The 22,093-nt window shown below is 70.1% G+C and carries 22 protein-coding genes; 11 read left to right on the plus strand and 11 right to left on the minus strand.

Annotated features, from left to right (window positions below; all coding sequences use genetic code 11):
- The first annotated feature begins 178 nt into the window (after positions 1 to 178).
- The 3 genes from AB0O34_RS26975 to AB0O34_RS26985 all read left to right on the plus strand — a co-directional run bounded on the left by AB0O34_RS26975 (position 179) and on the right by AB0O34_RS26985 (position 3,522).
- Positions 179 to 757 (plus strand): copper resistance CopC family protein, encoded by a 579-nt coding sequence (locus tag AB0O34_RS26975; RefSeq protein ID WP_363919937.1) that lies wholly within the window; start codon positions 179 to 181, stop codon positions 755 to 757.
- A gap of 41 nt (positions 758 to 798) precedes the next feature.
- Entirely contained in the window at positions 799 to 2,847 is a 2,049-nt protein-coding gene (locus AB0O34_RS26980) for a cytochrome c oxidase assembly protein (protein WP_363919939.1), read from the plus strand.
- Between the two features lie 297 nt (positions 2,848 to 3,144).
- On the plus strand, positions 3,145 to 3,522 hold the full coding sequence (locus AB0O34_RS26985; RefSeq protein WP_363919942.1) for an ATP-binding protein: 378 nt from the start codon (positions 3,145 to 3,147) through the stop codon (positions 3,520 to 3,522).
- Positions 3,523 to 3,555: 33 nt separating this feature from the next.
- Here the strand turns inward: AB0O34_RS26985 and AB0O34_RS26990 are convergent, their stop codons facing one another.
- From AB0O34_RS26990 to AB0O34_RS27010, 5 genes are all read right to left on the minus strand, one after another.
- Complete coding sequence (locus tag AB0O34_RS26990; RefSeq protein WP_363919944.1) at positions 3,556 to 3,735, minus strand: hypothetical protein; 180 nt, start codon at positions 3,733 to 3,735, stop codon at positions 3,556 to 3,558.
- 96 nt (positions 3,736 to 3,831) lie between these two features.
- Positions 3,832 to 6,729, minus strand: a complete 2,898-nt coding sequence (locus AB0O34_RS26995) for a hypothetical protein (protein WP_363919946.1) — start codon at positions 6,727 to 6,729, stop codon at positions 3,832 to 3,834.
- A gap of 423 nt (positions 6,730 to 7,152) precedes the next feature.
- Positions 7,153 to 7,572 (minus strand): GNAT family N-acetyltransferase, encoded by a 420-nt coding sequence (locus AB0O34_RS27000; protein ID WP_363919949.1) that lies wholly within the window; start codon positions 7,570 to 7,572, stop codon positions 7,153 to 7,155.
- A 188-nt stretch (positions 7,573 to 7,760) separates the two neighbouring features.
- On the minus strand, positions 7,761 to 7,952 hold the full coding sequence (locus AB0O34_RS27005) for a DUF397 domain-containing protein (protein WP_363919951.1): 192 nt from the start codon (positions 7,950 to 7,952) through the stop codon (positions 7,761 to 7,763).
- Positions 7,943 to 8,770, minus strand: a complete 828-nt coding sequence (locus tag AB0O34_RS27010; protein WP_363919953.1) for a helix-turn-helix transcriptional regulator — start codon at positions 8,768 to 8,770, stop codon at positions 7,943 to 7,945. Before AB0O34_RS27010 ends, AB0O34_RS27005 begins: the two co-directional genes overlap by 10 nt.
- 256 nt (positions 8,771 to 9,026) lie before the next feature.
- Between AB0O34_RS27010 and AB0O34_RS27015 the strand changes: the two genes are divergently transcribed.
- The 3 genes from AB0O34_RS27015 to AB0O34_RS27025 all read left to right on the plus strand — a co-directional run bounded on the left by AB0O34_RS27015 (position 9,027) and on the right by AB0O34_RS27025 (position 11,762).
- Positions 9,027 to 9,539, plus strand: coding sequence for a phosphate-starvation-inducible PsiE family protein (locus tag AB0O34_RS27015; RefSeq protein ID WP_363919955.1), 513 nt, complete (start codon positions 9,027 to 9,029; stop codon positions 9,537 to 9,539).
- 311 nt (positions 9,540 to 9,850) lie between these two features.
- Complete coding sequence (locus AB0O34_RS27020) at positions 9,851 to 10,843, plus strand: LuxR C-terminal-related transcriptional regulator (RefSeq protein WP_363919958.1); 993 nt, start codon at positions 9,851 to 9,853, stop codon at positions 10,841 to 10,843.
- 274 nt (positions 10,844 to 11,117) lie between these two features.
- Positions 11,118 to 11,762, plus strand: coding sequence for a hypothetical protein (locus AB0O34_RS27025; protein WP_363919960.1), 645 nt, complete (start codon positions 11,118 to 11,120; stop codon positions 11,760 to 11,762).
- A gap of 81 nt (positions 11,763 to 11,843) precedes the next feature.
- Here the strand turns inward: AB0O34_RS27025 and AB0O34_RS27030 are convergent, their stop codons facing one another.
- Positions 11,844 to 13,532, minus strand: a complete 1,689-nt coding sequence (locus AB0O34_RS27030) for a thiamine pyrophosphate-requiring protein (RefSeq protein ID WP_363919962.1) — start codon at positions 13,530 to 13,532, stop codon at positions 11,844 to 11,846.
- A gap of 82 nt (positions 13,533 to 13,614) precedes the next feature.
- Positions 13,615 to 14,214, minus strand: coding sequence for a helix-turn-helix domain-containing protein (locus tag AB0O34_RS27035; RefSeq protein WP_363919964.1), 600 nt, complete (start codon positions 14,212 to 14,214; stop codon positions 13,615 to 13,617).
- 132 nt (positions 14,215 to 14,346) lie between these two features.
- Between AB0O34_RS27035 and AB0O34_RS27040 the strand changes: the two genes are divergently transcribed.
- Together AB0O34_RS27040 and AB0O34_RS27045 are read left to right on the plus strand one after the other, a co-directional pair.
- Positions 14,347 to 14,907, plus strand: a complete 561-nt coding sequence (locus AB0O34_RS27040; protein WP_363919966.1) for a hypothetical protein — start codon at positions 14,347 to 14,349, stop codon at positions 14,905 to 14,907.
- Positions 14,908 to 15,292: 385 nt separating this feature from the next.
- Complete coding sequence (locus AB0O34_RS27045; protein ID WP_363919968.1) at positions 15,293 to 17,236, plus strand: alpha/beta hydrolase; 1,944 nt, start codon at positions 15,293 to 15,295, stop codon at positions 17,234 to 17,236.
- 25 nt (positions 17,237 to 17,261) lie between these two features.
- Here AB0O34_RS27045 and map read toward each other — a convergent pair whose 3' ends face one another.
- Complete coding sequence (map, locus tag AB0O34_RS27050; protein WP_363919970.1) at positions 17,262 to 18,110, minus strand: type I methionyl aminopeptidase; 849 nt, start codon at positions 18,108 to 18,110, stop codon at positions 17,262 to 17,264.
- Between the two features lie 103 nt (positions 18,111 to 18,213).
- Here map and AB0O34_RS27055 point away from each other — a divergent pair, with 103 nt between their 5' ends.
- On the plus strand, positions 18,214 to 18,396 hold the full coding sequence (locus AB0O34_RS27055; protein ID WP_363919972.1) for a hypothetical protein: 183 nt from the start codon (positions 18,214 to 18,216) through the stop codon (positions 18,394 to 18,396).
- On the opposite strand, the gene AB0O34_RS27060 is transcribed toward AB0O34_RS27055, so the two are convergent.
- The 3 genes from AB0O34_RS27060 to AB0O34_RS27070 all read right to left on the minus strand — a co-directional run bounded on the left by AB0O34_RS27060 (position 18,393) and on the right by AB0O34_RS27070 (position 19,985).
- Positions 18,393 to 18,680 (minus strand): hypothetical protein, encoded by a 288-nt coding sequence (locus AB0O34_RS27060; protein ID WP_363919974.1) that lies wholly within the window; start codon positions 18,678 to 18,680, stop codon positions 18,393 to 18,395. The genes AB0O34_RS27055 and AB0O34_RS27060 overlap by 4 nt on opposite strands.
- Positions 18,681 to 18,866: 186 nt before the next feature.
- Entirely contained in the window at positions 18,867 to 19,163 is a 297-nt protein-coding gene (locus AB0O34_RS27065; protein ID WP_363919976.1) for a DUF6225 family protein, read from the minus strand.
- Positions 19,164 to 19,400: 237 nt separating this feature from the next.
- Entirely contained in the window at positions 19,401 to 19,985 is a 585-nt protein-coding gene (locus tag AB0O34_RS27070; protein ID WP_363919977.1) for a hypothetical protein, read from the minus strand.
- Positions 19,986 to 20,080: 95 nt separating this feature from the next.
- Here AB0O34_RS27070 and npdG point away from each other — a divergent pair, with 95 nt between their 5' ends.
- Positions 20,081 to 20,752 carry an NADPH-dependent F420 reductase gene (gene npdG, locus AB0O34_RS27075; protein ID WP_363919979.1) on the plus strand — a complete coding sequence of 224 codons (672 nt, stop codon included), beginning with the start codon at positions 20,081 to 20,083 and terminating at the stop codon, positions 20,750 to 20,752.
- Between the two features lie 160 nt (positions 20,753 to 20,912).
- Positions 20,913 to 22,088, plus strand: coding sequence for an aminotransferase class I/II-fold pyridoxal phosphate-dependent enzyme (locus AB0O34_RS27080; RefSeq protein WP_363919980.1), 1,176 nt, complete (start codon positions 20,913 to 20,915; stop codon positions 22,086 to 22,088).
- Positions 22,089 to 22,093 lie beyond the last annotated feature (5 nt).

Below are 22,093 nucleotides of genomic sequence, written 5' to 3' on the forward strand. Positions count from 1 at the left end.
ACTTCCGTCTCCATCCCACCTCCCCCCCCCTCTCTTCGTCGTTTCTGTGGGGGGCGGGGGTCCCGGCGCGGGGGGGGCGCCCCCCCACGACCCGGTCGCCATCGTCTCGGCGACGCGCAAGGTCGCGGGCCACGGCGCGGTAGGGACCGGCCCTTCACCTGAGTAGCCTTAGGGTGCTATGAGGACTTCCCCGCTTGCCGCCGCGCTCGCGCTCGTCGTCGCCATTGTGCTGGGCACGGCCTTCGCGCCTCCAGCCCTGGCCCACACGGCGCTCAAGAGCAGCGACCCCAAAAAGGGTGCCACGGTCGAGAGTCTCGACTCGGTGACGCTGACGTTCAACGAGGCCGTGAGATTCCCCGTCGTGCTCGTGCGCGACGCCGGCGGCCACGCCTACCACGACGGCAAGCCCAAGACCGACGGGCCGACGGTCACGCAGAAGGTGTCCGGAGCCCTGCCGTCCGGGAAGTACACGATCGCGTGGCGGGTGGTCTCCGACGACGGGCACCCCATCGAAGGGGAGATCCCCTTCACGGTCAAGGCCCCGCAGGCCTCGCCGTCCCCCTCGCCGGTCCCCTCCGAGAGCGCCGCCGCCGAGAGCCCGCCCGCCGCCGTGAGCTCCGCCCCCGTGAACGCCACTCCGGCCGCCCAGCAGGAGGAGCAGAAGAGCGGCGGCATCCCCGCCTGGGTGTGGATCGTGGTCTTCGGCATCGCCGGCATCGGCATCGGCATGGCCTTCAGCCTGCGGAAGAAGCCGTGAGCAAGCAACCCGTGAGCAAGCAACCCGTGAGCAAGCAACCCGTGAGCAAGCAACCCGTGAGCAAGCAGGCCGTGAGCAATCGGCCCCCCGCCGCCGACGCGGTGAGAAGGACCGTCCGCCTGGCCGTCGCGGGTGTGTGCGTGGCGCTCGGCGGCCTGGTCCTCGCCATGATCGTCGGTGGTGCCGCGACCCCGCGCATCATCCCCGGCCTGCCCGACGAGGGCACGCTGACCCGCTGGGCGCTGCCCGTGTCCAAGCTGACCATGGACGTCGCGGGCGTGCTCACCGTCGGCCTGCTGCTCCTGGCCACCACGCTGCTCCCGAGCGACAAGGGCCTGCTCGGCAGGTCCGCGCTCGTCTACGTCAGGGCCGCGTCGTGGGCGGGCCTGGTCTGGGCGGTCGCGGCGGCCTCCACGCTGGTGTTCAGCCTGTCGGAGACGCTGGGCACGCCGGTCACCGACGTCCTCGGCGGCGAGGAGCTCACCAGCTACGCCAGCCAGGTGCCCCAGGGCATCGCGCTGACCCTCGTCGTGCTGTTCGGCACCGCCATCGCGCTGTTCTCGCGCGGGGCGATCACCGCCGGCGCCTCCGGAGGCCTGCTGATCCTCGCACTGGCCACCCTGATGCCCCCGGCGCTGACCGGCCACTCCTCCTCCGCGCCGAACCACGGCCTCGCCACGACCAGCGTCGCGCTGCACCTGCTCGTGCTGTCGCTGTGGGTCGGCGGGCTCCTGCTGCTGTGCGCGCACGCTTTACGCGGTGAGCCGCACCTCGACCTCGCCGCCCACCGGTTCTCCCGCATGGCGCTGTGGTGCTTCGTCGGCGTCGGCCTGTCCGGCGTCTTCAGCGCGATCGCCCGGCTGACGGCGATTCAGGAGATCTTCACCACCTCCTACGGGCTGATCATCCTCGCCAAGGTCGTCGCCTTCACCGGTCTCGGTGTCATCGGCTGGTGGCACCGAGGCCGCACCCTGCCCGCGCTGTCCGCCGGGAAGCCGGGCGCCTTCACCAGGCTCGCCGGCGTCGAGGGCCTGATCATGCTGGTGGCGGTCGGCCTCGCCGTCGCGCTCTCGCGCACCGCCCCGCCGCCGCTCGACCTTCCGGTCGACCGCGCCTTCGAGCTGCTGGGCTACCTGATCCCGCCGCCGGTCTCGATCGCGAACCTCCTCACGCTGTGGTGGTTCGACCTGTTCTTCGCGGTGCTGGCGGCCCTGCTGGCCGGTCTCTACGGCGCTGGCGTCGTACGGCTGGCGCGTCGCGGCGACCGCTGGCCGCGTGGCCGCACGATCAGCTGGGCCGTCGGCGTGCTCCTGCTCGTCCTCGTCACCCAGAGCGGCGTCGCCCGGTACGCCCCGGTGCTGTTCAGCGTGCACATGACCGAGCACATGATCCTCTCGATGCTCATTCCGATCTTCCTGGTGCTGGGCGCCCCGGCGACCCTGGCCCTGCGCGCGCTGAAGCCGGCCGCGCGCCGGGGAGACCGGGGCCCGCGCGAGTGGATCATCACGATCCTGCACAGCAGGATCACCAAGGTCATCACCCACCCGGCGATCGCCACGGCCATCTTCATCGTCTCGACGTACGCCCTGTACTTCACGCCGCTCTTCGCCGCCGCCATGGAGGAGCACCTGGGGCACATCGCGATGACCCTGCACTTCCTGTTCAGCGGATGCCTGTTCTTCTGGGTGATCATCGGAGTGGACCCGGCGCCGACCAAGCTGCCCTACTTCGGGCGGCTGCTGCTGCTCTTCGTCACCATGCCGTTCCACGCGTTCTTCGGGATCGCGCTGATGAACATGGGCACGGTCGTGGCCTCCGAGTGGTACGACCAGCTCGGCCGCACCTGGGGGGACCCGGCCCTCGCCGACCAGAGCACCGGCGGGGCCATCGCCTGGGCGTTCGGCGAGATCCCCACGCTGATCGTGCTCATCGCGCTCGCCTTCCAGTGGTACCGCGACGACAACCGCACGGCCATGCGCGCCGATCGGCGCGCCGACGCCCGCGCCGCCAAGGAGGGCGGCACCGGAGACGCCGAGCTGGACGCCTACAACGCCTATCTCGCCAAGCTCGACAGGGGCAACAGGGAGTAGCCGGATCCGGCCTCCCTATAACGAGAAGGGGAGGTCTGTCATCTCCCGGCGCGCCTCGACCTACCTGCGGGTAGCGTGGCATCAAGGAGTTCGGGCATAGATACCTTGGGTGGGCTTTCGGTGAACAGCCCAACCGGGGTGGCTTCGCCTCTACCCCAAGCGATTTCCAACCGCTCTTCAGCACGCGTCGGTAGCGTCGCCCGCCATGACCACCATGGGCGACGCGGTGGGGCCGGGATCACGTAGCCCCGGAGCGGTGCGCCCAGGAGGGTTGGGGAGTTGTACGAAGAGTTGCGCATGCGCGGAAAGCGAAGTCTGGCGCCGGCGATCGAGGACTACCTGACGGAATGGTCCGAGCGTACCGGCATCACCGTCGAGGTCTGGGCGATGCCCAAGGAGCGGGTGACCGGGCCGGTGGCCGACGCCGTCTACGCGGTCGTGCTGGAGGCCCTGAACAACGTCGAGCGGCACAGTGGCGCCCACACGCTGTCCCTCGCCCTCACCACGGGGCGCGGCGGGCTGAGGCTGACCGTCAGCGACAACGGCATAGGTTTCCCGCCGGGACGTACAGGCCGGGGGATGGACACCATGAAGCGGCGCTTCAGCGAGGTCGGCGGCACGCTCACCATCAACAGCGTCGTCGGCGAGGGCACGACCGTGAGCGGCCAGATCTGAGGCCCGATCGCCCCCCCGGCGATGAGGCGGGCTCTAGGGCGCCACGATGGAAGGGCCGCCGGCCTGGGCGGTGGAACGCGACATGTTGATCACCAGCTCCACGTTGCCCGCGGGGTCCGCGTGGGACAGCGAGATGACGCCGAACAGGGCGCCCGCGAGCGCCAGGAGGCTGAGGACGGGGGTGAACCCCCGGCTCCTCTGGGTGTCGGCCATCGAGATCTCCTCCGAAGACTGGTCCCGGCGATCACCGCCATCGGGCGCCTGTCACGAGGTACGGGGCACGGGGGCCGGGCGTTCGATCGGATCCGGTCAGCAGGTGGGGCTCGGGGGCTGCTGCGCGTAGAGACGGCCGCACTGGCGGATCACGACCTGCCGGCCGTCCGGGTTCACGGCGACCAGCAGGATCGGCCGGTCGAGGGCGTGCCGCCCGTCGGCGGCTCCGTGCAACTTGACCAGCCCGCTGTCGCCGTCGATCTCTCCCAGCTTCTCCAGCGCCAGCAGCACGCCCGCCCGTTCGACCACGCCCGGCCGGCCGTCGTCGGCCGAGGGGCCTCCCTGGCCGGAGAACGCCACCTGGGCCGCCCGCATGAGCGCCTCCGCCGCGTCCTGGGCCTGCACCGCGTACTCCTTGGACGGGATCTGGGTCCTCGGCAGCGCCTCCATCCGAAGCGAGGTGACTAGCGCGTCGAACTCCTGGAAGAAGTCGGTCTTGAACTGCCGGGGCACGGACTCCCAGGCGCCCGGCGACTCCAGCGCGACATAGGTCACCCGCACGCGGTTGTTCCTGGCGAGCTGCGGCTCGTGGTCGTTGACGTACTGGGTGATGTCGTCGTTGGCCATGACCGTGAGCTGGTGGCACTGCGACTTGGCGATCGCGTCGATGAAGGCCCCGAACTGCGCGGTCCGTCCGGCGTAGTAGACGAGGTCGGGCTTCTCGGGCCGGGTGCACACGTCGGTGACCTTCTCCTCCAGCCCGGCCGCGTTGGTGTACCCGGCCGACGTCGCCCCCTTGCCGAAGGCGCGGACGAACCTGGCGCCGAGGTCCTTGCCGAACAGGTCGCCGGCCATGATGTCGGTGAAGACGGCCGCCGTGCGTGCCGGCGGGATGCCCTGCTGGGGCAGGCCCTCGCGCGCCCACCGCGCGGCCACGTCCGCCAGCCGGCTGTTGGGGGGCGCCAGCGGGAAGAACGAGGGGATGTACGCGTCGCCGCCCTCCCGGCGTCCGAGATCGTCGAACGTCGCCGTGGTGCTGATCAGGGGGACGGCCTTGCGGGCGAGGAGCCGGATGGCTGCCTGCACCTGCTGCCTGCTCTCTCCAAGGCCCACCACGCCGATGACGGTCGGGTCGTCCTGGATCCTGTGCAGTGCCTCCTTCGCGACGTCCTCGGCGAACCGGAAGTCGGCCCCCGCGTTGGCGACGAGGATCCGCATCTGCAGCTTGCTGCCGTCGCCGCTGTTGTCGATCAGCTTGCGCTGCTCCAGGACGAGGCCGGCCAGCTCGCCGTGGATGTCGGTGATCGGGTCGTTGGCGCCGACCGACGACTTCCCCGTGGTGAGCTTCCCGAAGTAGATGACCGTCGCGTAAGGGTGGCCGGAGGCGAGGATGGCGCGGTTCTGGTCGTCGATCATCTTTAGCACGCGGGTGAGGTGCTCGTCGAAGACGAAGTCGCCGTCGCTGATGCCGATGCACTCGCCGGTGGACGCGCGCCAGATGTCGGGGCCGCAGTTGGTGGTGGCCGTCGCCAGCACGCGGACGAACGACAGGGAGACCAGCGCCGTCACCACCAGCCAGGGCAGGACCGGATGCGCGAGCACGGGACGCCGGCGCCCGCGTACCGGCACGTTGATCTTCTCCAGGATCGGGGCGTCCTTGGCCTCCATCTCGATCCGCAGCACGCGATGTGATCCCACCGCGCGGTCCCTGGCCAGCTCCGCGCCCCACTGCGCCCACAGCTCCTCGGTGAGCTCGGGGCGCCCCGCCATCACGGGGGTACGGGCGCCGTGCGTCGCGGCGGGCGGCGGGGCCTGGCCGCCGCTCGGCCCGGTCACGACGACGAGCAGCGGATCGGGCAGGCACGTGGCGGTACGGACCTCCTCGACGCGCGCGACCAGCCGGGTGAAGCCGCCGTCCACCAGCAGGACGGGATAGGAGGTGCGGGCCCAGGCGACCCGCCGCCAGACCTTCCACAGCCGCCGCTCGTACCCCTGCCGGAGATCTTCGAGGAAGGCGTTCACCAGGAGGTGCTCGATGCCCTCGTTGGCCTGGATGGCCTCCTGCCTCTTACGGTCCTCGGCGGACCCGGCCTCGTACAGCGGGACGGCCTCGGCGCGGCCCCGTGCCTGGAGCAGGCGCACGGCGAACCCCGTGATGTCGTGCGGCTGGTTCCTGCGCTGCCCCGGCATGAGGTACGGCTGGCGGCGGAACCACATGTAGCGGCGGCGCCCGGCCCAGCTCCGCGACAGCAGCAGCACGTGCAGCGACCCGATGACCGGGCCGGCGAGGATGGCGCACACCCCGAACAGGGTGGTGAGCTGGTCGGCCCACCCCGCCCCGAGCAGGGCCGTGGCGGCGGCCCAGGCCGGCAGCGGGCCCTCGGAGTAGGCGCGCACGTTGGCCCAGAAGTTCCGCCGATCCTGGCCCGTGCCCGCCCGGACCTGCCTGCGGCGCTGCCGGACGGCCTTCTTCACCCCGTCGTGGAGGCGGTCGGGCTCGTCGTCGTTCACCTGGAGGTCGAGCAGCCACAGCACCTGCGCGAACAGGGGGAACCGCAGGTGCGCCTCACCGGGCGGGGCGACGGCGGCGAGGTCCCGCGTGGCCTGCCGCAGCTGTGTCACCAGCGCGGCGTACGGCGGCGTGTGGCGCTCCCTGACCGGTGGCGAGCCCTCGTCAGTGTCCAGCGAGGGGCCGAGGTGGGCGAACGGGGTGCCGTCGCACCGTGCTTCGAGGGCCTGGGTGACCGAGGTGGTCGCCGTGTACGGCCCGGTGACCCACAGGACCGGCACGGGCAGGTCCCCGTTGCGCCAGGTCGGGCGGATGCGCATCTGGTCGAAGACGCGAAGGAACTCCCGGATGCCCTCGTGCCGCCGGCGGTAGCTCTCGTCGGGGTCATGCTTCGAGATCACGCCGATGTCGCCGGGGGGAGGGGGGACCGGCGCGGGGGCGAGCGGGTCTCCCGGGTACGGGGAGGAAGGCGATGCTGGGGTCACTTCGGTCTGCTCCGGATCGACAGGGGCTTGTCGGGCTCGCTTTCCGGCGTTCTTCGGTAATGGGTCTGGGGTTTCCCGCCGACTTCGGAGTTGCCTGATTCCCGGCCTGGAGTGGGCCCCATGAGCGGTCTTTGTGTATATGGAGGGATATGATGCTCGCGCTGTGTCCAGCATAGGTTGCGGGACGGGGCGGCGTGGGTTCCGTCGTCCTGTTCGAGGCCGGCACGATCACCTTTGATTTCGCGCGCCCGTTATCACAGGCCAATTAATGCCGAAAAGTCGGTCTATCGACACTAAAAGGGCTTGGGCCCGGTAACCGGGTGAGTATCCGGGTTCCCGGGTCGCCGCCGTCAGAGGTCCCGCCGCCGTCAGAGGTTTCGCCGCCGTCAAAGGTCCCGCCGCCGTTCAGGGGCCTTTGAGCGGTCAGAGGTCGCGGCGCATGCACGCCCGGGGCCAGCGGTCGAGGCCGTGTGCGGCCTCCTTCCGGCGCAGCGCCCGCAGCCCCGGCGTCAGCTCGGCGTCGTCGAGGTACCAGAAGCCGCAGCGCTCGTAGTACGGGGCGTTCCACGGCACCCGGGTGAAGGTGATCAGGGTGAGTGCCGGAATGCTCTCGTCCTTGGCGTAGGCCGCGGCGTGCTCGATGAGCGAGCGGCCCATGCCGCGATGCGCCGAGGCCGGATGCACGGAGACCTGCTCCAGGTGGAGGTTGCCGTCGATCACATCCGCGATGAGGTAGGCGACCGGCCGGTTGCCCGTGTCGGCCTTCACCCACGCCCGCCCTGCGCGCTGGTAGCCGGCGAGGACGTCGAGGGGAAGGGGCTCGTCGGCGGCGATCGCCGACATGCCGATGTCGAGGAAGGACTGCCCGGCCGCACGCTCGATGTCTGGAGGAGGGGAAGCTCGTCGATGCCCGCCACACGGATGCTCATCGCGTCATTGTCGCTGGCGCGGCGCCCGGTGAACAGTCGTTATCCGTCTCGCGAGATGACCGGCCCTGGCGGGTTTCTAAACGACGGCGGTCTGCCGGGCGGTTATTCGCGTCGCTTCATGGTCCTGAGAAAAACCGACCATTGGGCCGAGGTGAAGATCAGGGCGGGACCGCCGGGATTCTTGGAGTCGCGCACGGCGATCGAACCGGGGAGGTTGCTCGCCACCTCGACGCAGTGGCCGCCGTTGTCACCACTGAAGCTTGATTTGCACCAATGCGCCCTGCTTAAGTCCATTTGTCCGCTGCTTCCTTGATGACTTTGAGCGAGAGAGACTGCGGGTAGGCCTCGGCCCTGATGGCGTCGTAACGAGTGGTGAGCGAGGCGATCACGTTTCGTTCGTTCATCGTGCGGCCGTCAGGGATGGAATCCACATATACCGTATAAGGCGTGCCTCGCTGTTCGGCTATAACAAAACCGGCAAGCAATCCGGAGATCGCCTCCGCGTCGAAGGGAACTATCTGGATGGTCACCTTCGGGTGCCGGGCGATTTCGAGGAGGTAGTCCAGCTGCGCGCGCATCACTCCGGCGCCGCCGATGGGCCGGCGAAGGACCCCCTCGTCGATCAGGCTGAGGATCGCGGGCGGGTTCTCCTGGGACAGGATGTGCCTGCGCTGCATGCGGCCCCTGACCCGCTCCTCCACCTCCTCGGGCGTGCTGCCGGGGGCGCGCGCGAAGATGCGCCTGGCGTACGGCTCGATCTGGAAGATGCCGGGGACCAGCAGCGGATCCCACGCCTGGAGCGCCGTCGCCCGGCGCTCCTCGACGGTCCAGTCGCGGAAGTGGTCGGGGACCGGGGGAGGGGGCGGCCAGCCTTCGAGGTGGAGGGCGACGAGCACGCCGTCGAGGCCGAAGACGTCGTCGCAGTGTTTGGCGAAATCGTCGCTGGGGGTGCGCTTGAGGTTCTCGACGGCGCCGACGAGGCTGCCGGAGAAGCCGATGCGGCGGCCGAGCTGACCCTGGGTGAGCTTCGCGAGGAGGCGGTGGCGCTGGAGCTCGTACGCGAAACGGGCGCGCGCGGAATCCTCGGGGTTGATTCTCGTCATATGCGGCATTTCAAACTCCTCGCTCCGGCCTCCGGGGGATGTCGCGGCAGGCGACGACCGTTCCACGCGGGAGAAAACTCCTTCGTGTAGCTGTTCGACTACCAAAGGTAGTGGATGGCGGACGCCCGCGCATTGAGCGCGAAAGGCCGCGACACCGGTCGCGCCGTGCCCGCCCTCCCCGGCTCCGGCGACCGGTCGCCTGATATACAGGAGCCGTGACAGAAGGCAGGCGCTTCCCCCTCACGTGAGGTAGAAGGGGGGTGTCATGCCGGGCGAACCCGACGGTCACGGCGTGCCGGGCCCACAGCCTCCCCTTCCGCGCCCCGACTCCCGCCTGATCAGGCTTCTCGGGGACGCCGAGCACGCGATTCTCTATCTCGTGTCGGTCATCCTCCTGGCCGTGGCCCTCGGCATTCTGGTGCAGCTCGCGGTCACCATCGTCAGGAGCCACGCGTCCTGGCCCCAAGTCATCATCGTCGCGATCGAGGAGCTCCTGCTCGTCCTCATAGTGCTGGAGCTGTTCGTCACGGTGCTCACCCATCTCCAGGGCGGCCACCTTCTGCTCGAACCGTTCATCATCGTGGGGATAATCGCGGTCGTCCGGCATATCTTGTCGGTGGTCGTGCGGCTCACCGTCGCGCAGACGCCGGACGAGAGCGGCCGGGAGCTCATGGAGCTCGGCGTGTACGCCGGAGCCACCTTTCTGCTCGTGGCCGCGCTGACCCTCTCACGGTGGTCGCGGAGGTGGCCGGGAGAGAACCCGCCGCACTCGCCGTAAAGGCGCCGCCGCCTTGACTGCGGCATATCTTTCGCGCGTCAGGGTGTGCGGAGCGTGACCTTTCCGATCCATCGTGACCCATGGTCGCCGCGTTATAACAAAAGCGCATTGATCCAGGTGAGGAGCCGCTGGAGGTCGCCTTCCCACGTCGTCCCGCTACTGGGCGCGTGCGGGATGATCTCTTAATGGCACCAGATCGGCTGAAATGATGACGAGATGGGCGCCAGTCAGCAAGGCTCACAGCTACGCCCCGCGTTTTTGGGCAGCGGGTCTTTGGGACGCCGAGGTCAGGCATGGGAGGACGAGTGTTGGTGCCTCGTTCGAGCCACGGGTTCTCGCCGGACGTGGCCGCGGCCTTGAGCCAGGCCGATCGAGGGCTCCGCGCGCGTATGGGCAACCATCACGCGCTCTTCGACTACTGGCGCTTCGCCATGAGCACCATCTGCGGCGTGGACGCCTTCTACGTGGGGTTCTACCGGGAAGGCCGGAAGATCGTCTATCCGTACACCTTCGACGACACCATCGCCATCAAGAGGTACATCCCTCCCGAGGTCTTCGGGTACGGGCCGAAGGGGCAGGCCGCGTGGATCCTGCGGAACAGGCGCCCGTACACCTTCGGCAGCGACAACGGCCTGCTGCTGCACCACGGTGTCTCCTTCGGTGACGAGGAGCGGGTCTCCGCCGACGCCATCACGATCCCGCTGTTCGAGTACCGGGACGGCGTCCCCGAGGTGATCGGCCTCGCGTCCATCCAGACCTACAAGAGCAACGCCTACACCGAGGAGCACGTACGGGCCTTCGAGTGGACGGCCAGGTCGGTCATGACGGTGCTGGCGCGGGAGCGGGAGGACGACCTCAACCGCAGGGAGCTCGCGGCCCCAGTGGAGGGCGCCTCGGAGAACGACCAGCCCTCGGTCGCCGAGGTGGTCCAGGACGTCTCCGAGATCCTCGCCGACATCCACACCAGCATCTGCGCGCTCGAAGAGGCCGTCCCGACGGGCGAGCGCGAGCTGGTTCGCCTGGTCAGGGAGGTCCGGCAGCGGTGCGAGCAGGGGCAGACCAAGACGATGGACATCATCTCGCGGCCCTCGGTCCACGCCGAGAACCTCCTCAACTCGCTGTCCTCGAAGGAAAGGGAGATCGCCTTTCTGATCGCCCGTGGAGGACTGACGAACAAGGAGATCGCGGCCCGCGTTTACGTCACCGAGTCGACCATCAAAGGGCATGTCTCCCGGATATTGCGGAAACTCGAAGTAGAGCAGCGTTCGGGTATCGCGGCGAGGCTGGAGCATTTCTTTGACTAGTGGCATCCCGCCGGCGCGGGTGGGGATCCCCCACCGAAGACCTGGGATTCGCCGCGCCGGCCACGCGCACGTTTGTTGCCCAGAATGCGCAAGAAACGTGCAGCTGCACGTTCGAGGCTTTGCGGAGTGACTTCCAGCGTGCTTCACCTGCTTTCCGCCGGGCCGTATTCGGCTATTCCCGTCACCCAGCGTTCACAAAGGCTCACCCGCTGATCGCGGGTAGTACTTAGTACTGACGCCTAGCTACCCAAAACCCGCCGTAGATGTGTGGGCTTTGGCTGATCGCTGCGGATATTGTCCTTATGTCAAAAGGGAGGGATTTGTCCGTAACTGGCGGCTTTCCGGCCAGCGGCGCGAGCGGCGGTCGCGTGAGGTGGTTCGCGGTACGGGCGCAGGCAAGGAGCCGGCTATGGAGGGGTTGACCATCGCCATCCTCGTGATCATGTTGTTTTCCGGAATCATGTTCTCCTGGAGAAATCGCCAGGGGAGCGACGCGCTGGAGTCCGTGGCCGGCGATTTCCCGCTCACTCCGGAAAGTGCGGCAGAGATCGCGGCGGAGGCCGGTCTGACGACGTGCGAGAGAAACGCGGGGAGAACCGCGAGGGTGGTGCGGACCGCGGACCGGCTGCGGTTCGAGTTCGCGTGCAGGGCGGGAGTGATGGAATTCGAGATCCGAGAACTGCCGGGCTCGGCGGGCTGCCGGGTCACCGGCCATGCCGGGGATGTCGCCCTGATCCGGCTTCCCGAGGTGGGAGGCCTCGGCGCGTCCTCGACCAACGTTCTCTACATGAAGGTGGGAATGCCGCGAAACCCGGCGAGGCTGCTGCGGCGGCGCGAGCGGGTGTTCCGCGCGCTTTCCCGGGCGGCACTCGATGACGGGCGCAGGCGCGCCGACGTCGAGGAGGTGAGCCGGCGCTGAGGTTCCCTTGAGCCGTACGGCCGTTTCGTCGCCAGGCGGGGGGTGACGAAACGGCCGTACGGCGGCGGGTCGAGATGCGGTTCAGTCGCTGGTGATGCGCACGTCCACGACCGCGGACCGTCCCGACTCGACGGCGCTCAGCCCTCGCCGGAGGGCGGAGACCAGTTCGGCGCGATCGGTGACGGTCTCGCCGTGGGCGTGGCACGCACGGGCCACCGCCGCCAGATCGGGCGGCGCGCTGAAGCGTGTTCCCTCGGCGTCGCCCCGGGTGGCGGAGATCCCTTCCGGGAAGAGCTCGAAGACGGGCAGCCTGCTGGCCCGGTAGCCGTCGTTGTTGAGCACGACCGCCATGATGGGGGCGCCGGCCTCCGCGGCGAGGCACAGCGCGGCCGTCGGCACGCCGAACATGAAGCTGCCGTCGCCGAGTACGGTCACCACCCGGCTCCCCGGCGAGGCCAGGCTGACCCCGACCGCCCCGCCGAGCCCCCAGCCCAGCCCGGGCGATCCGGTTCCGTACATCGTGGCGGGCCGACTGCGGTCGAGGACCTCGTGGAGCACGCGGGCGTTGGTGACGGCCTCCTCCACGACGAGGTCGTCCGCGCGCAGCACGTCGTTCAGGGCGCTGACCACCTCGTACGCGGTGATCGGTCCCTCCGCCGATACCGTGGCCGCGGGGGGAGGCGCCGCGTCGGGCCGTCCCGCGGGGGGCATGGTGCGGCCCATCTCCTCCAGACGCTCGACGATCTGGCCGAGCGCGGTGGCGCCGTCGGCGGTCACGGCCACGTCGGCCGGGAACGTCCACATCGGCATGTCGGTCTTCAGCGGGTCGGCGTCGATGTGGACGATCGTGGCGCCGTCACGTGGCCGGGTGAACCTCGGGATCCACGGCACGTCGGTGTCCACGACCAGGATCAGGTCCGCCTCCTCGACGGCCCGCTGCCCGCCGGCCGCCGTCAGGAGGTTCATCGGATGGGACGTGGAGATGTTGAGGCATCCGGTCTCGGCCAGGTCGATGACCCGGACCCCGGCCAGGTCGGCCAGGCGCGTGACCGACAGGAAGCCCTCGGGGCGCCGCCCGGCCTTCGCCGTGATGAGCAGGGGCCGCTCGGCCTCCACCAGCCGCTCGGCTATCCATCGCACGGTGTCGGCGTCGGCCGCCGGCGGGCGCGGGACGGCGTACCCGGTGGTGCGGCCGAGCTCGCGGGCGGGCGGGTCCATGAGGACGTCGCGGGAGACCATGAGGTACGCCGGGCCCGGCAGGCCGCCCGTCGCCACCTGCACCGCGCGGCCGACGGCGCGGGCGAGCATGGCGGGCCGGGTGACCTCCACGACCCACTTGGCGTAGCCGCGGACCGTGCCGGCCTGATCGGGCACGTCCTGCTGCCAGTGGATCGTGTGCGAGCGCCCGCCGGGGGAGTCCGGCTCCTCGGCGTACGGGGTCTTGCCCGCGATGACGATCACCCCGGCGCGGTCGCGCAGCGCGTTGTGCATCATGGCGCCGAGGTTCTGCGTGCCCACGTCCACGTGGACGAAGACGCACTGCGGGCGGCGGGTCACCTGCCAGTAGCCGTGCGCCGCCGCGAGTGCCACCGACTCGAACGAGCAGGTGATGACCTTCGGGATGGTCACCTCCGCCTTGGCGAGCGTGGCGATCGCCTCCTGCAGCGGGGCGGAGTCCGTGCCGGGGTTGAGGAAGAGATGCTCGACGCCGTGCTGGGCGAGCAGCCAGAGCAGATGCTCGGCGGTCGTCGCCGGCTGGAAGTCGTCCACGCGCTTCTCCTCATCTAGCGAGATACGGCGAGCTCTCTCGCGCTGTTGGTAGTGGAATGCCGAGCGTAGAAGATCGACAGACTCATCGCGCGCAGTAGTCGGTGGCGGCATAAACCTGCAGGAGCCTCTCGACTCCGCGCAGGAAGGTCTCACAGATCAGCACCGGGTCGAACAGGCAGCCGGCGGCCATGGCGCCGTCGCGCATCATCACAAAGTGGCGGGCAGCGGGCTCGGCACCGGTGTCCTGGATCTTGGCCAGCAGTTCCGTGACGGTTTCCAGGAACCATTGGCGGTGGCCGAGCACGGCCTTGCGCACCGGGGACTCCGGGTCGGGATACTCGGCGGCAGCGTTGAGGAAAGCGCATCCCCGGAAGCCGGGGGACTGGATGCTTTGGGCGATGGACTTGCTGAGGGCCCGGATGGTGCCGGCGGCCGGGAGTCCGGTGGCGACGGCCTCGTCCGCCTGACCCCGCATAGCTCGGTCGACCTCGTTCAGGTAGGCGAGGACAAGGTCTTCCTTGCCGGGGAAGTGCCGGTAGAGGGTGGCCCGCGTCACCTGCGCTTCGGCGACGATGCGATCGATGCCGACGGCGTGGATGCCCTCCGCGTAGAAGAGCCGGGTGGCCGTGCTGAGCAGCCGGGACCGCGCTTCGGACGGCCGGCCTTCGGATTGGCTGGGCATACCGCCATCCTAGCGGATAGAACGTTCGGTCTTGACAGTCTGCGCCGCAGGTTGCCATGCTGTCCCGAGACAGAACGTTCGGTCTAGTAGGGAGAACCGCTCTCCACATCGCTCATCCACCGAAGGATCATCATGAGCACTATCGCTGCTTCGCCCGGTATTTCCGGGACCGCGTCCGCACTGCGGCGGCTGTACTTCGTCCGGTTCGCGTTCGCCATCGTCTGGGCACTCGCGATGTTCACGACCGCCTCGAACCTGGGTCCGCTCGCGGTCGCTCTGCTCGTGCTCTACCCGCTGTTCGACGTGGCCGCCGCCGTCATCGACGCCCGCGCGTCGCGCACCACCGGATCACCTGCCCTGCTGTACGTGAACATCGCGGTCAGTCTGATCACCACCATCGGCGTGGCCGTCGCCTGCGCGTCCGGTATCCCGGCGGTGTTGCGCGTGTGGGGCGCTTGGGCAGTCGTGGCTGGGCTGGTCCAGCTGATCGTGGGTGTCACCCGTCGCGAGATGGGCGGCCAGTGGCCGATGATCCTCAGCGGCGGCATCTCCGTACTCGCCGGTGCGTCGTTCATCGGTGGCGCCTCCGCGGACAGCCCGACGCTGTTCAACGCGGCCGGCTACGCCATCCCCGGCGGCATCTTCTTCCTCATCTCGGCTTTCCGTCTCGGCCGCGCCGCGAAGGGAAACTGACAAGGACAGCAACACATACGGCGTCATCATCATCGGGGCGGCCCCGGTCGAGGGCGGTCACCCCGATTATCCCGGTGCCACCGGTTCCGAAGGACAGGCTATGCAAGATCGGACATTCCGGGCATGAGGATTGCCGCAAGCCTGGCGAGGACGCACCCCAGCCCCGTACCTGCGGAAAACCACACCCCGGCACGGCAGCGGTGCCGGCGGTGGACGGGACAGGGGCCCGCACGGGGGCTGTTAGGAGCGCCACGCCGGGGGCAGGTGCTCGCCTGCCGCCTTCCCGATCAGCACTAGTGTCGTGAGGCGACCCGCGTGAGACCCCCCCGGCGGATGGAGCAGGAACAGTGATCGTCATTCGTCGCCCGGCCGCTGGAGCCGCCACGTGACCCGCGTGCTCCCGGCGCCCGCCGCCTCGGCGGACGGGGCCTCGGCCCACCCGGGGCCGGACCGGCGGGCACGGGTGTGGCGGAGGGCCGGCGTGGCGGCCTCGGTCCTGGCCCTGATGCTGGTGGCGTCGCCCGCCATGGCGGATGGGGGACTGGTCGCGGCCACCGCCGGCGACGGGGCCGCGCCCCGGCTGGAGGATCACCCCTGCCCGGTGGCCGTGCCGTCCGGCATCCGATGCGGTTTCCTGGTGGTGCCGGAGCGCAGGGACGTCCCGGCGAGCCGGGAGATCCGCGTCGGCTTCGCCGTCCACCGCTCGACGGCGGCCGGCCGCAAGCCCGATCCGGTCGTCTACACCAGCGGGGGCCCCGGTTCCTCCTCGATCCAGCTCACCGGGTACCTGACCGGCATGACCTTCGGCCGCGACCGGGACGTCGTCGTGATCGAGCAGCGTGGCAGCCGATGGTCGAGGCCGCGCCTCGACTGCCCGGAGATCGCCCGCGCCCTCGTCGACACGCTGGTGCTTCCCGGCCAGACCGCCGACCCGGCCGAGCGGAGCAAGATCTCGTCCGGGGCCGCGGCCTGCCGTGACCGGCTCACCCGGCAAGGCGTCGACCTGCGCGGATACGTCACCAAGGAGATCGCGGCCGACGTCGTCGACCTGCGGCACGCGCTGGGATACGACCAGTGGAACCTGTTCGGGGTGAGCTACTCCACCCGGTCGATGCTGGCCGCCGCGACCGCCGACCCGGCGGGGACGCGTTCGCTGGTCCTGGACTCCTACTGGCCCGAGCGGTCCCGCTGGTACGACGAGGCCCGGGCCGGCCTCGACGGCGCCCTGTCGAGGCTCGGCCGGGGGTGGCGGGGGCTGCCCGAGCGCTTCGCCACGATGGTCGGTCGTCTCAACGCGCATCCCGCTCCGGTGGACACGACCGACCCGCTCACCGGCCGCCGGGTGACCCTGCGTCTCACCGGTGACGACGTGGCCACGATCCTGGTCGAGGCGATGGACGAGGTCGACGTCCTGCCCATCGTCCCGGCGCTGGTCGACGGTGTGGCGGAGGGGGACGAGCGCCCGCTGGCGGTGCTGGCCGACCAGGCCGGGAGCGGGCTGCTGTCGCACGAGTTCGGCCTCTACTACGCCGTGATGTGCCAGGACGAGGCGCCCCTCAACACCTTCGCCGACCAGGAGCACCCCCTGCGGTTCACCGTGGCCGCCGACCAGGCCGTCTGCGCCGCATGGGGGCTGCCCCGGGCGCCCGCCGCCTCCGCCGCGGGCGTCATGGCGGCGCCGGTGCTGGTCGTGGGCGGGGAGTACGACCCGGCCACGCCGCCCGGGCCTGCCAGGACCGCCTCCCGGGCGCTGCCCGGCGCGCGCTTCACCGAGTTCGCCGGAGTGGGGCACGCGGTCTTCCTGTCGAGCCGCTGCGGGCGCCAGACCATCTCGGCGTTCGTCGCCGACCCCCGCGCCACGGCGGGGCCGTGCGACCCGCGCCAGGCGGCCTACCAGGTCTGGCGCCGGGGGGAGTTCCACCTCACCTCGGCCGTCTACCGGGTAGCCACGGGCGCCTGGTGGCTGCTCATACCGTTCGTGCTGTTCTTCCTGACCTCGGCCGCGCAGCTGGTGGCGGGGGCCGCGGTGCTGGCGCGGCGGCGCGCGGCCGGGACGGTCTCGCCGGTGGTGGCCCTCACGACGGTCGCCGGCCTGGCCGGGGTGGCGTTCACGCTGCTCGCGGGGGTCGGCCTCTACAGCGTGGCGAGGTCCAACGCGACCGCGCTCGCGGTGGGGATCCCCTCGGCCGTGACGTGGTACGGCACGCTCGCGGTGCTCTCGGCCGTGCTGAGCCTGGCGGTGCTCGCCCGCAGCAGGTTCAGGGGACGTGCCGCCGTGCCGGCCGTCGTGGCCGTCGCCCTTCTGGTCTGGTGGTTCCTGTACCTCTAGCCGGGACTCGCCGCCCGGCCGGAGGTCACGGGAGCGTGAGGATCTCGCTGCCCGAGTCGGTGACGACGATCGTGTGCTCGAACTGGGCGGTCCGCTTGCGGTCCTTGGTCACGGCCGTCCAGCCGTCGGCCCAGACGTCGTAGTCGATGGTGCCGAGCGTGAGCATGGGCTCGATCGTGAAGGTCATGCCGGGCACCAGCGTCACCGTCAGGGACGGGTCGTCGTAGTGCGGCACGATCAGGCCGGAGTGGAACGAGGTCGAGATGCCGTGGCCGGTGAAGTCGCGGACCACGCCGTAGCCGAACCGCTTGGCGTACGCCGCGATGACCCGGCCGACGATGTTGAGCTGCCGCCCGGGTGCCACCGCCTTGATCGCCCGCATCATGGCCTCGCGGGTGCGCTCCACGAGCAGCCGGGACTCCTCGTCGACCTCTCCGACGAGGAAGGTCGCGTCGGTGTCGCCGTGGACGCCGCCGATGTAGCCGGTGATGTCGATGTTGATGATGTCGCCGTCGTTGAGCACGGTGTCGTCGGGGATGCCGTGGCAGATCACCTCGTTGAGCGAGGTGCACAGCGACTTGGGATACCCCCGGTAGCCGAGCGTCGAGGGGTAGGCGCCGTGGTCGCACAGGAACTCGTGGCCGATGCGGTCGAGCTCGTCGGTGGTCACGCCGGGGGCGACGTGCCGGCCGACCTCCTCAAGCGCCTGGGCGGCGATGCGCCCGGCGACGCGCATGCGCTCGATCGTCTCGGGCGTCTGGACGTCGGACTCGCCCCTTCGGGGCTCCTTGCGGCCGACATACTCCGGGCGCTCGATGTGGGCGGGAACCTTGCGTGGGGGCGAGAGCCGCCCTGGCCGGAGCAGTGTCGTCATGCGCCAAGTCTAGTTCGGCCCCAAGGGGGCAGGATCTGGCCTGAGAACGAGCGTGGCGGGTGTTTCCGGCGTCATCCCGGAGACCGCCGGGCGAGGAGGGCATATGAGTGATGAGCAGTGGTGGTTCTGCCTCAAGCACATGGCGGTCGAGCCCGACAAGGGCTGCCCGAACAAGGACCGCCTAGGGCCCTATCCCACAAGGGACGAGGCGGCGGCCGCGTTGCAGACCGCCGCCGCGCGCAACAAGGCCTGGCGGGAAGAGGACAAGGAGTGGGACGGCGACTAGCCTCCCGCCGACGTACCGTCCGGGAACCTCCGGCGTCTCCACGGTCGTGTCGTGGCGAGCCGCCAGAGGGCCAGCAGCCCGATGCCACTCCAGATGAGGTTCAGCACCGCTGACGGCCATGCGAAGTGGGCGGCCGAGTTGACCATGAGCGCGATCGCGCCGCCCAGGTTGATGAGCTGGTACGCCAGGCCGTCGCCGGACATCTTCCCCATCGACAGCATGGCGTAGGCGTACAGCAGTGCCCCGGCGCCGAGCATGCCCAGGACTTCGAGAAGGAGATACACGACCTCAGGTCCTACTTAACGGGATTGATTGCCCTAATTTTGGGCAGACACTACAAGAAGTGCCTATAACCACATAATCCCGGCGCATGACCGTAAAGTACAAGTAAACTCACCTTAATCCATGCGGAAGCGCGTCTGTATGGAGGGGTGCCGCGATGCTGGTCCGTCCGGCCGGTTCTGTGTCCGTCACCGGGCCGGTCGTGAGCGGTCCAGCCTCTGCCGGGGCACGGCCGAGCGGACGGGCCACTCGCACTGGATGACGAACACGACGGGGGGCTCGTCCTCCCGCTCGCCGAGGCCGAGGTCGACCCCCGTGACGAGCTGTCTGTCCGTGAAGCCCTCGTCCCTGGTCGCCACGCGGGCGGCGAGGGGGGTGTCGTCGGGCAGGCATGAGAGCGCCGCCCTCAGCTGACCGGCGGTCCAGACGGGGCCAGGCCGTTGTCTCACGGTGATGTGGCGTACCGAAGTTCCTGTGATCGTCAAGCTGGGATCGTTCATCGCCGGTGTCCCTTCCGTGTGTGCCGGCCCCGGCGCCGAGACGCCGACAGTCGTCCGCGCGGAGCCCCGAAGACCACCCTCGTCTCTCACGCTACGCCCGTGCTGGGGACGGGCACTCGGGCCCCGGAGGGGGGATGCGACACGGGTGGTCAGGGTTCAGAAGCGAGCGAAAGCCCGTCCCATCCTGGTGAACGTTTTGCCCACGGCGCGCCGGAGATGGCCTCAGTCGGCGACGCGGGGGCCGGTGATGCGCTCGGCGAGCCGGGCCAGCCGGTCGAGCAGCCGGGTGCGCGAGCGCGGGCTCTCGCCTGCGGCCATGCTCACCAGATGCTGGGCGGCGTCGAAGGTGAACAGGCCGTCCTCGGACGGGACCGTGAGCGCGTCGTGGGCCAGGCCCTCCAGCTCGGGATCGCCGCCGTCGAGGGCGAGGATCGTCGCCCCCGTGCGCCTGGCGTCGTCGACGCGTTCGAGCAGCGGAACCGGGGCCTTCCGCTCGGAGACGACGAACAGGGTCTCGCCCCGCCGTGCCGCCTCGATGCGGTCGATGCCCACCGCCAGGTGCGGCGGGGCCCCGGGCGGCGGTGACCAGCGGACGAGCGTGGGCGCGAGCTGCGCGAGCCCGGAGACGCGGGCCTCGTCGCCGAGGTGCGCGGCCAGATGCCACGGCTCCTCGTCGGGGGTGCCGACGACGAGCAGCCCCCCCGGGGTGCGGGTCGAGCGCAGGCCGAGCCCGAACTCACGGGTGCGCTCCACCCACCCGGTCGTGGAGAGCACCTCGCGGAGGAATGCCACCGACGCAGCGTCCATGGGTCCATGGTGCATCACCGCCCCCGCCGCCGTCCCGATAAGAAACACCTGGCATGATCGGAAGGAATCATGGGGAGAGCAAGGAGACGATGATCATGGGCGATGGGCTCCAGGATGTCAGCGGCCTGACGATCGGGATCCTCGGCGGCACAGGTGATCAGGGCAAGGGACTCGCCCGCCGGTTCGCGCTGGCCGGGCACCCCGTGGTGATCGGGTCGCGGAGCGCCTCACGCGCCCAGGAGGCGGCCGAGAGCCTCGGAGCCGACCTTCCCGTGCGCGGTGCGGAGAATTCCGGCGCCGCCTCGGAGGCCGACATCGTGATCGTCGCGGTGCCGTGGGACGGGCACAAGCCCCTTATCGAGTCGCTGCGCTCCGAGCTGACCGGCAAGATCGTCGTCGACTGCGTGAACCCGCTCGGCTTCGACAAGCAGGGCGCCTTCGCGCTGACCGTCGAGGAGGGCAGCGCGGCCCAGCAGGCGGCGGCCGTACTTCCCGACAGCCGCGTCGTGGCGGCCTTCCACCACGTCTCCGCCGTCCTGCTGCTCGACCCCGAGGTCGCCGAGGTGGACCTCGACGTGCTCGTGCTCGGCGACGACCGTGAGGCCACCGACACCGTGCAGGCGCTGGCGTCCCAGATCCCCGGCGTGCGCGGGGTCTACGGCGGGCGGCTACGCAACGCCCACCAGATCGAGGCCTTCACCGCCAACCTGATCTCCATCAACCGCCGCTACAAGGCCCACGCCGGTCTGCGCATCACCGACGTCTGAGCCCGGTAAAGAGTGGAGGGCCTGGTGATGGGGTCCTTCCGGCGGAGTTCGTCCGGGAGTCACGGGACGGACGCGAACGTTCGCCGTGGAGCGCCCGGGGGACAGTCCGTGGATCGGACAGATCTGACAAATGGCCCTTCTTATGGCCATGCTTGACGACATGACTTCCCTGCACCCGGACACGCGGGCCGTCCACCTGCCGAAGGCGCCCCTGAACGGCAGCACGCCGATCGCGACCCCTCTGTACCAGACCTCCGGATTCGTCTTCGACGACCCGGCCGTCTTCGCCGACGGCATGGGACGCCCCGACGGCGCCTTCGTCTACGGGCGCCTCAGCAACCCCACCGTCCGGGCCCTGGAGGAGGCGGTCGCCGGCCTCGAAGGCGGCGTGGCCGCCGTCGCGGCGGGCTCGGGCATGGGGGCGATCAACTGCGTGCTGCTCGGGCTGCTCAAGCCGGGCGACCACCTGATCGCCCAGTCCGCGCTGTACGGCGGGACCGCCGCGACGATCGCCGACCTGACCGACCGCTTCGGGATCACGGTGACCTACGTCCCCGAGGACGACCCCTCGGCGGTGCGCGCGGCCGTACGGCCGGAGACCAAGCTGCTCTACCTGGAGACCATCGCCAACCCGATGACCCAGGTGGCCGACCTTCCCGGCATGTGCGCCGCCGCCCGCGAGGCGGGCCTGGTCGCCGTGGTGGACAACACCTTCGCCTCGCCGGTCCTGTGCCGGCCTCTGGAGCACGGCGCCGACATCGTGGTCCACTCCACGACGAAGTACCTCAGCGGCCACAGCGACGTGATCGGCGGCATCGTGGTCTTCGCCGACGACGCCCTCTACCGCAAGGTCTGGTCGTTCGCCGCCAAGCTCGGCGCCACCCCCGACCCCTTCGCCGCCTGGCTGACGCTGCGCGGCATGCAGACGCTTCCCCTGCGCATGGCACGGCACTGCGACAACGCCCGCCTGCTCGCCACGCGCCTTGCCGAGCATCCCGCCGTCACGGCCGTCCACTGGCCGGGACTGCCCGGCCACCCCTCCTACGAGCTGGCCGCCAAGCTCCTGCCCGACTTCGGCGGGGTCTTCGCGTTCGACCTGGCCGGTGGCCGCGCGGCCGGCGAGCGGTTCATGAGCTCCGTACGGCTGGCGCTGCTCGCCCCCTCGCTCGGCGGTGTCGAGACGCTGATCCTGCACCCCGCGACGACCTCCCACCGCACGCTGAGCGCCGAGGAGCTCGGCCGTTCGGGCATCGGCGAGGGCACCGTGCGCGTCTCGGTCGGCATCGAGCATCCCGAGGACCTGTGGGCGGACTTCGTCCAGGCCCTCGGAAAGTAGGCGCG

Origin of the sequence: Sphaerisporangium sp. NPDC088356 (assembly GCF_040685555.1) — a bacterium.
GTDB lineage: Bacteria > Actinomycetota > Actinomycetes > Streptosporangiales > Streptosporangiaceae > Sphaerisporangium.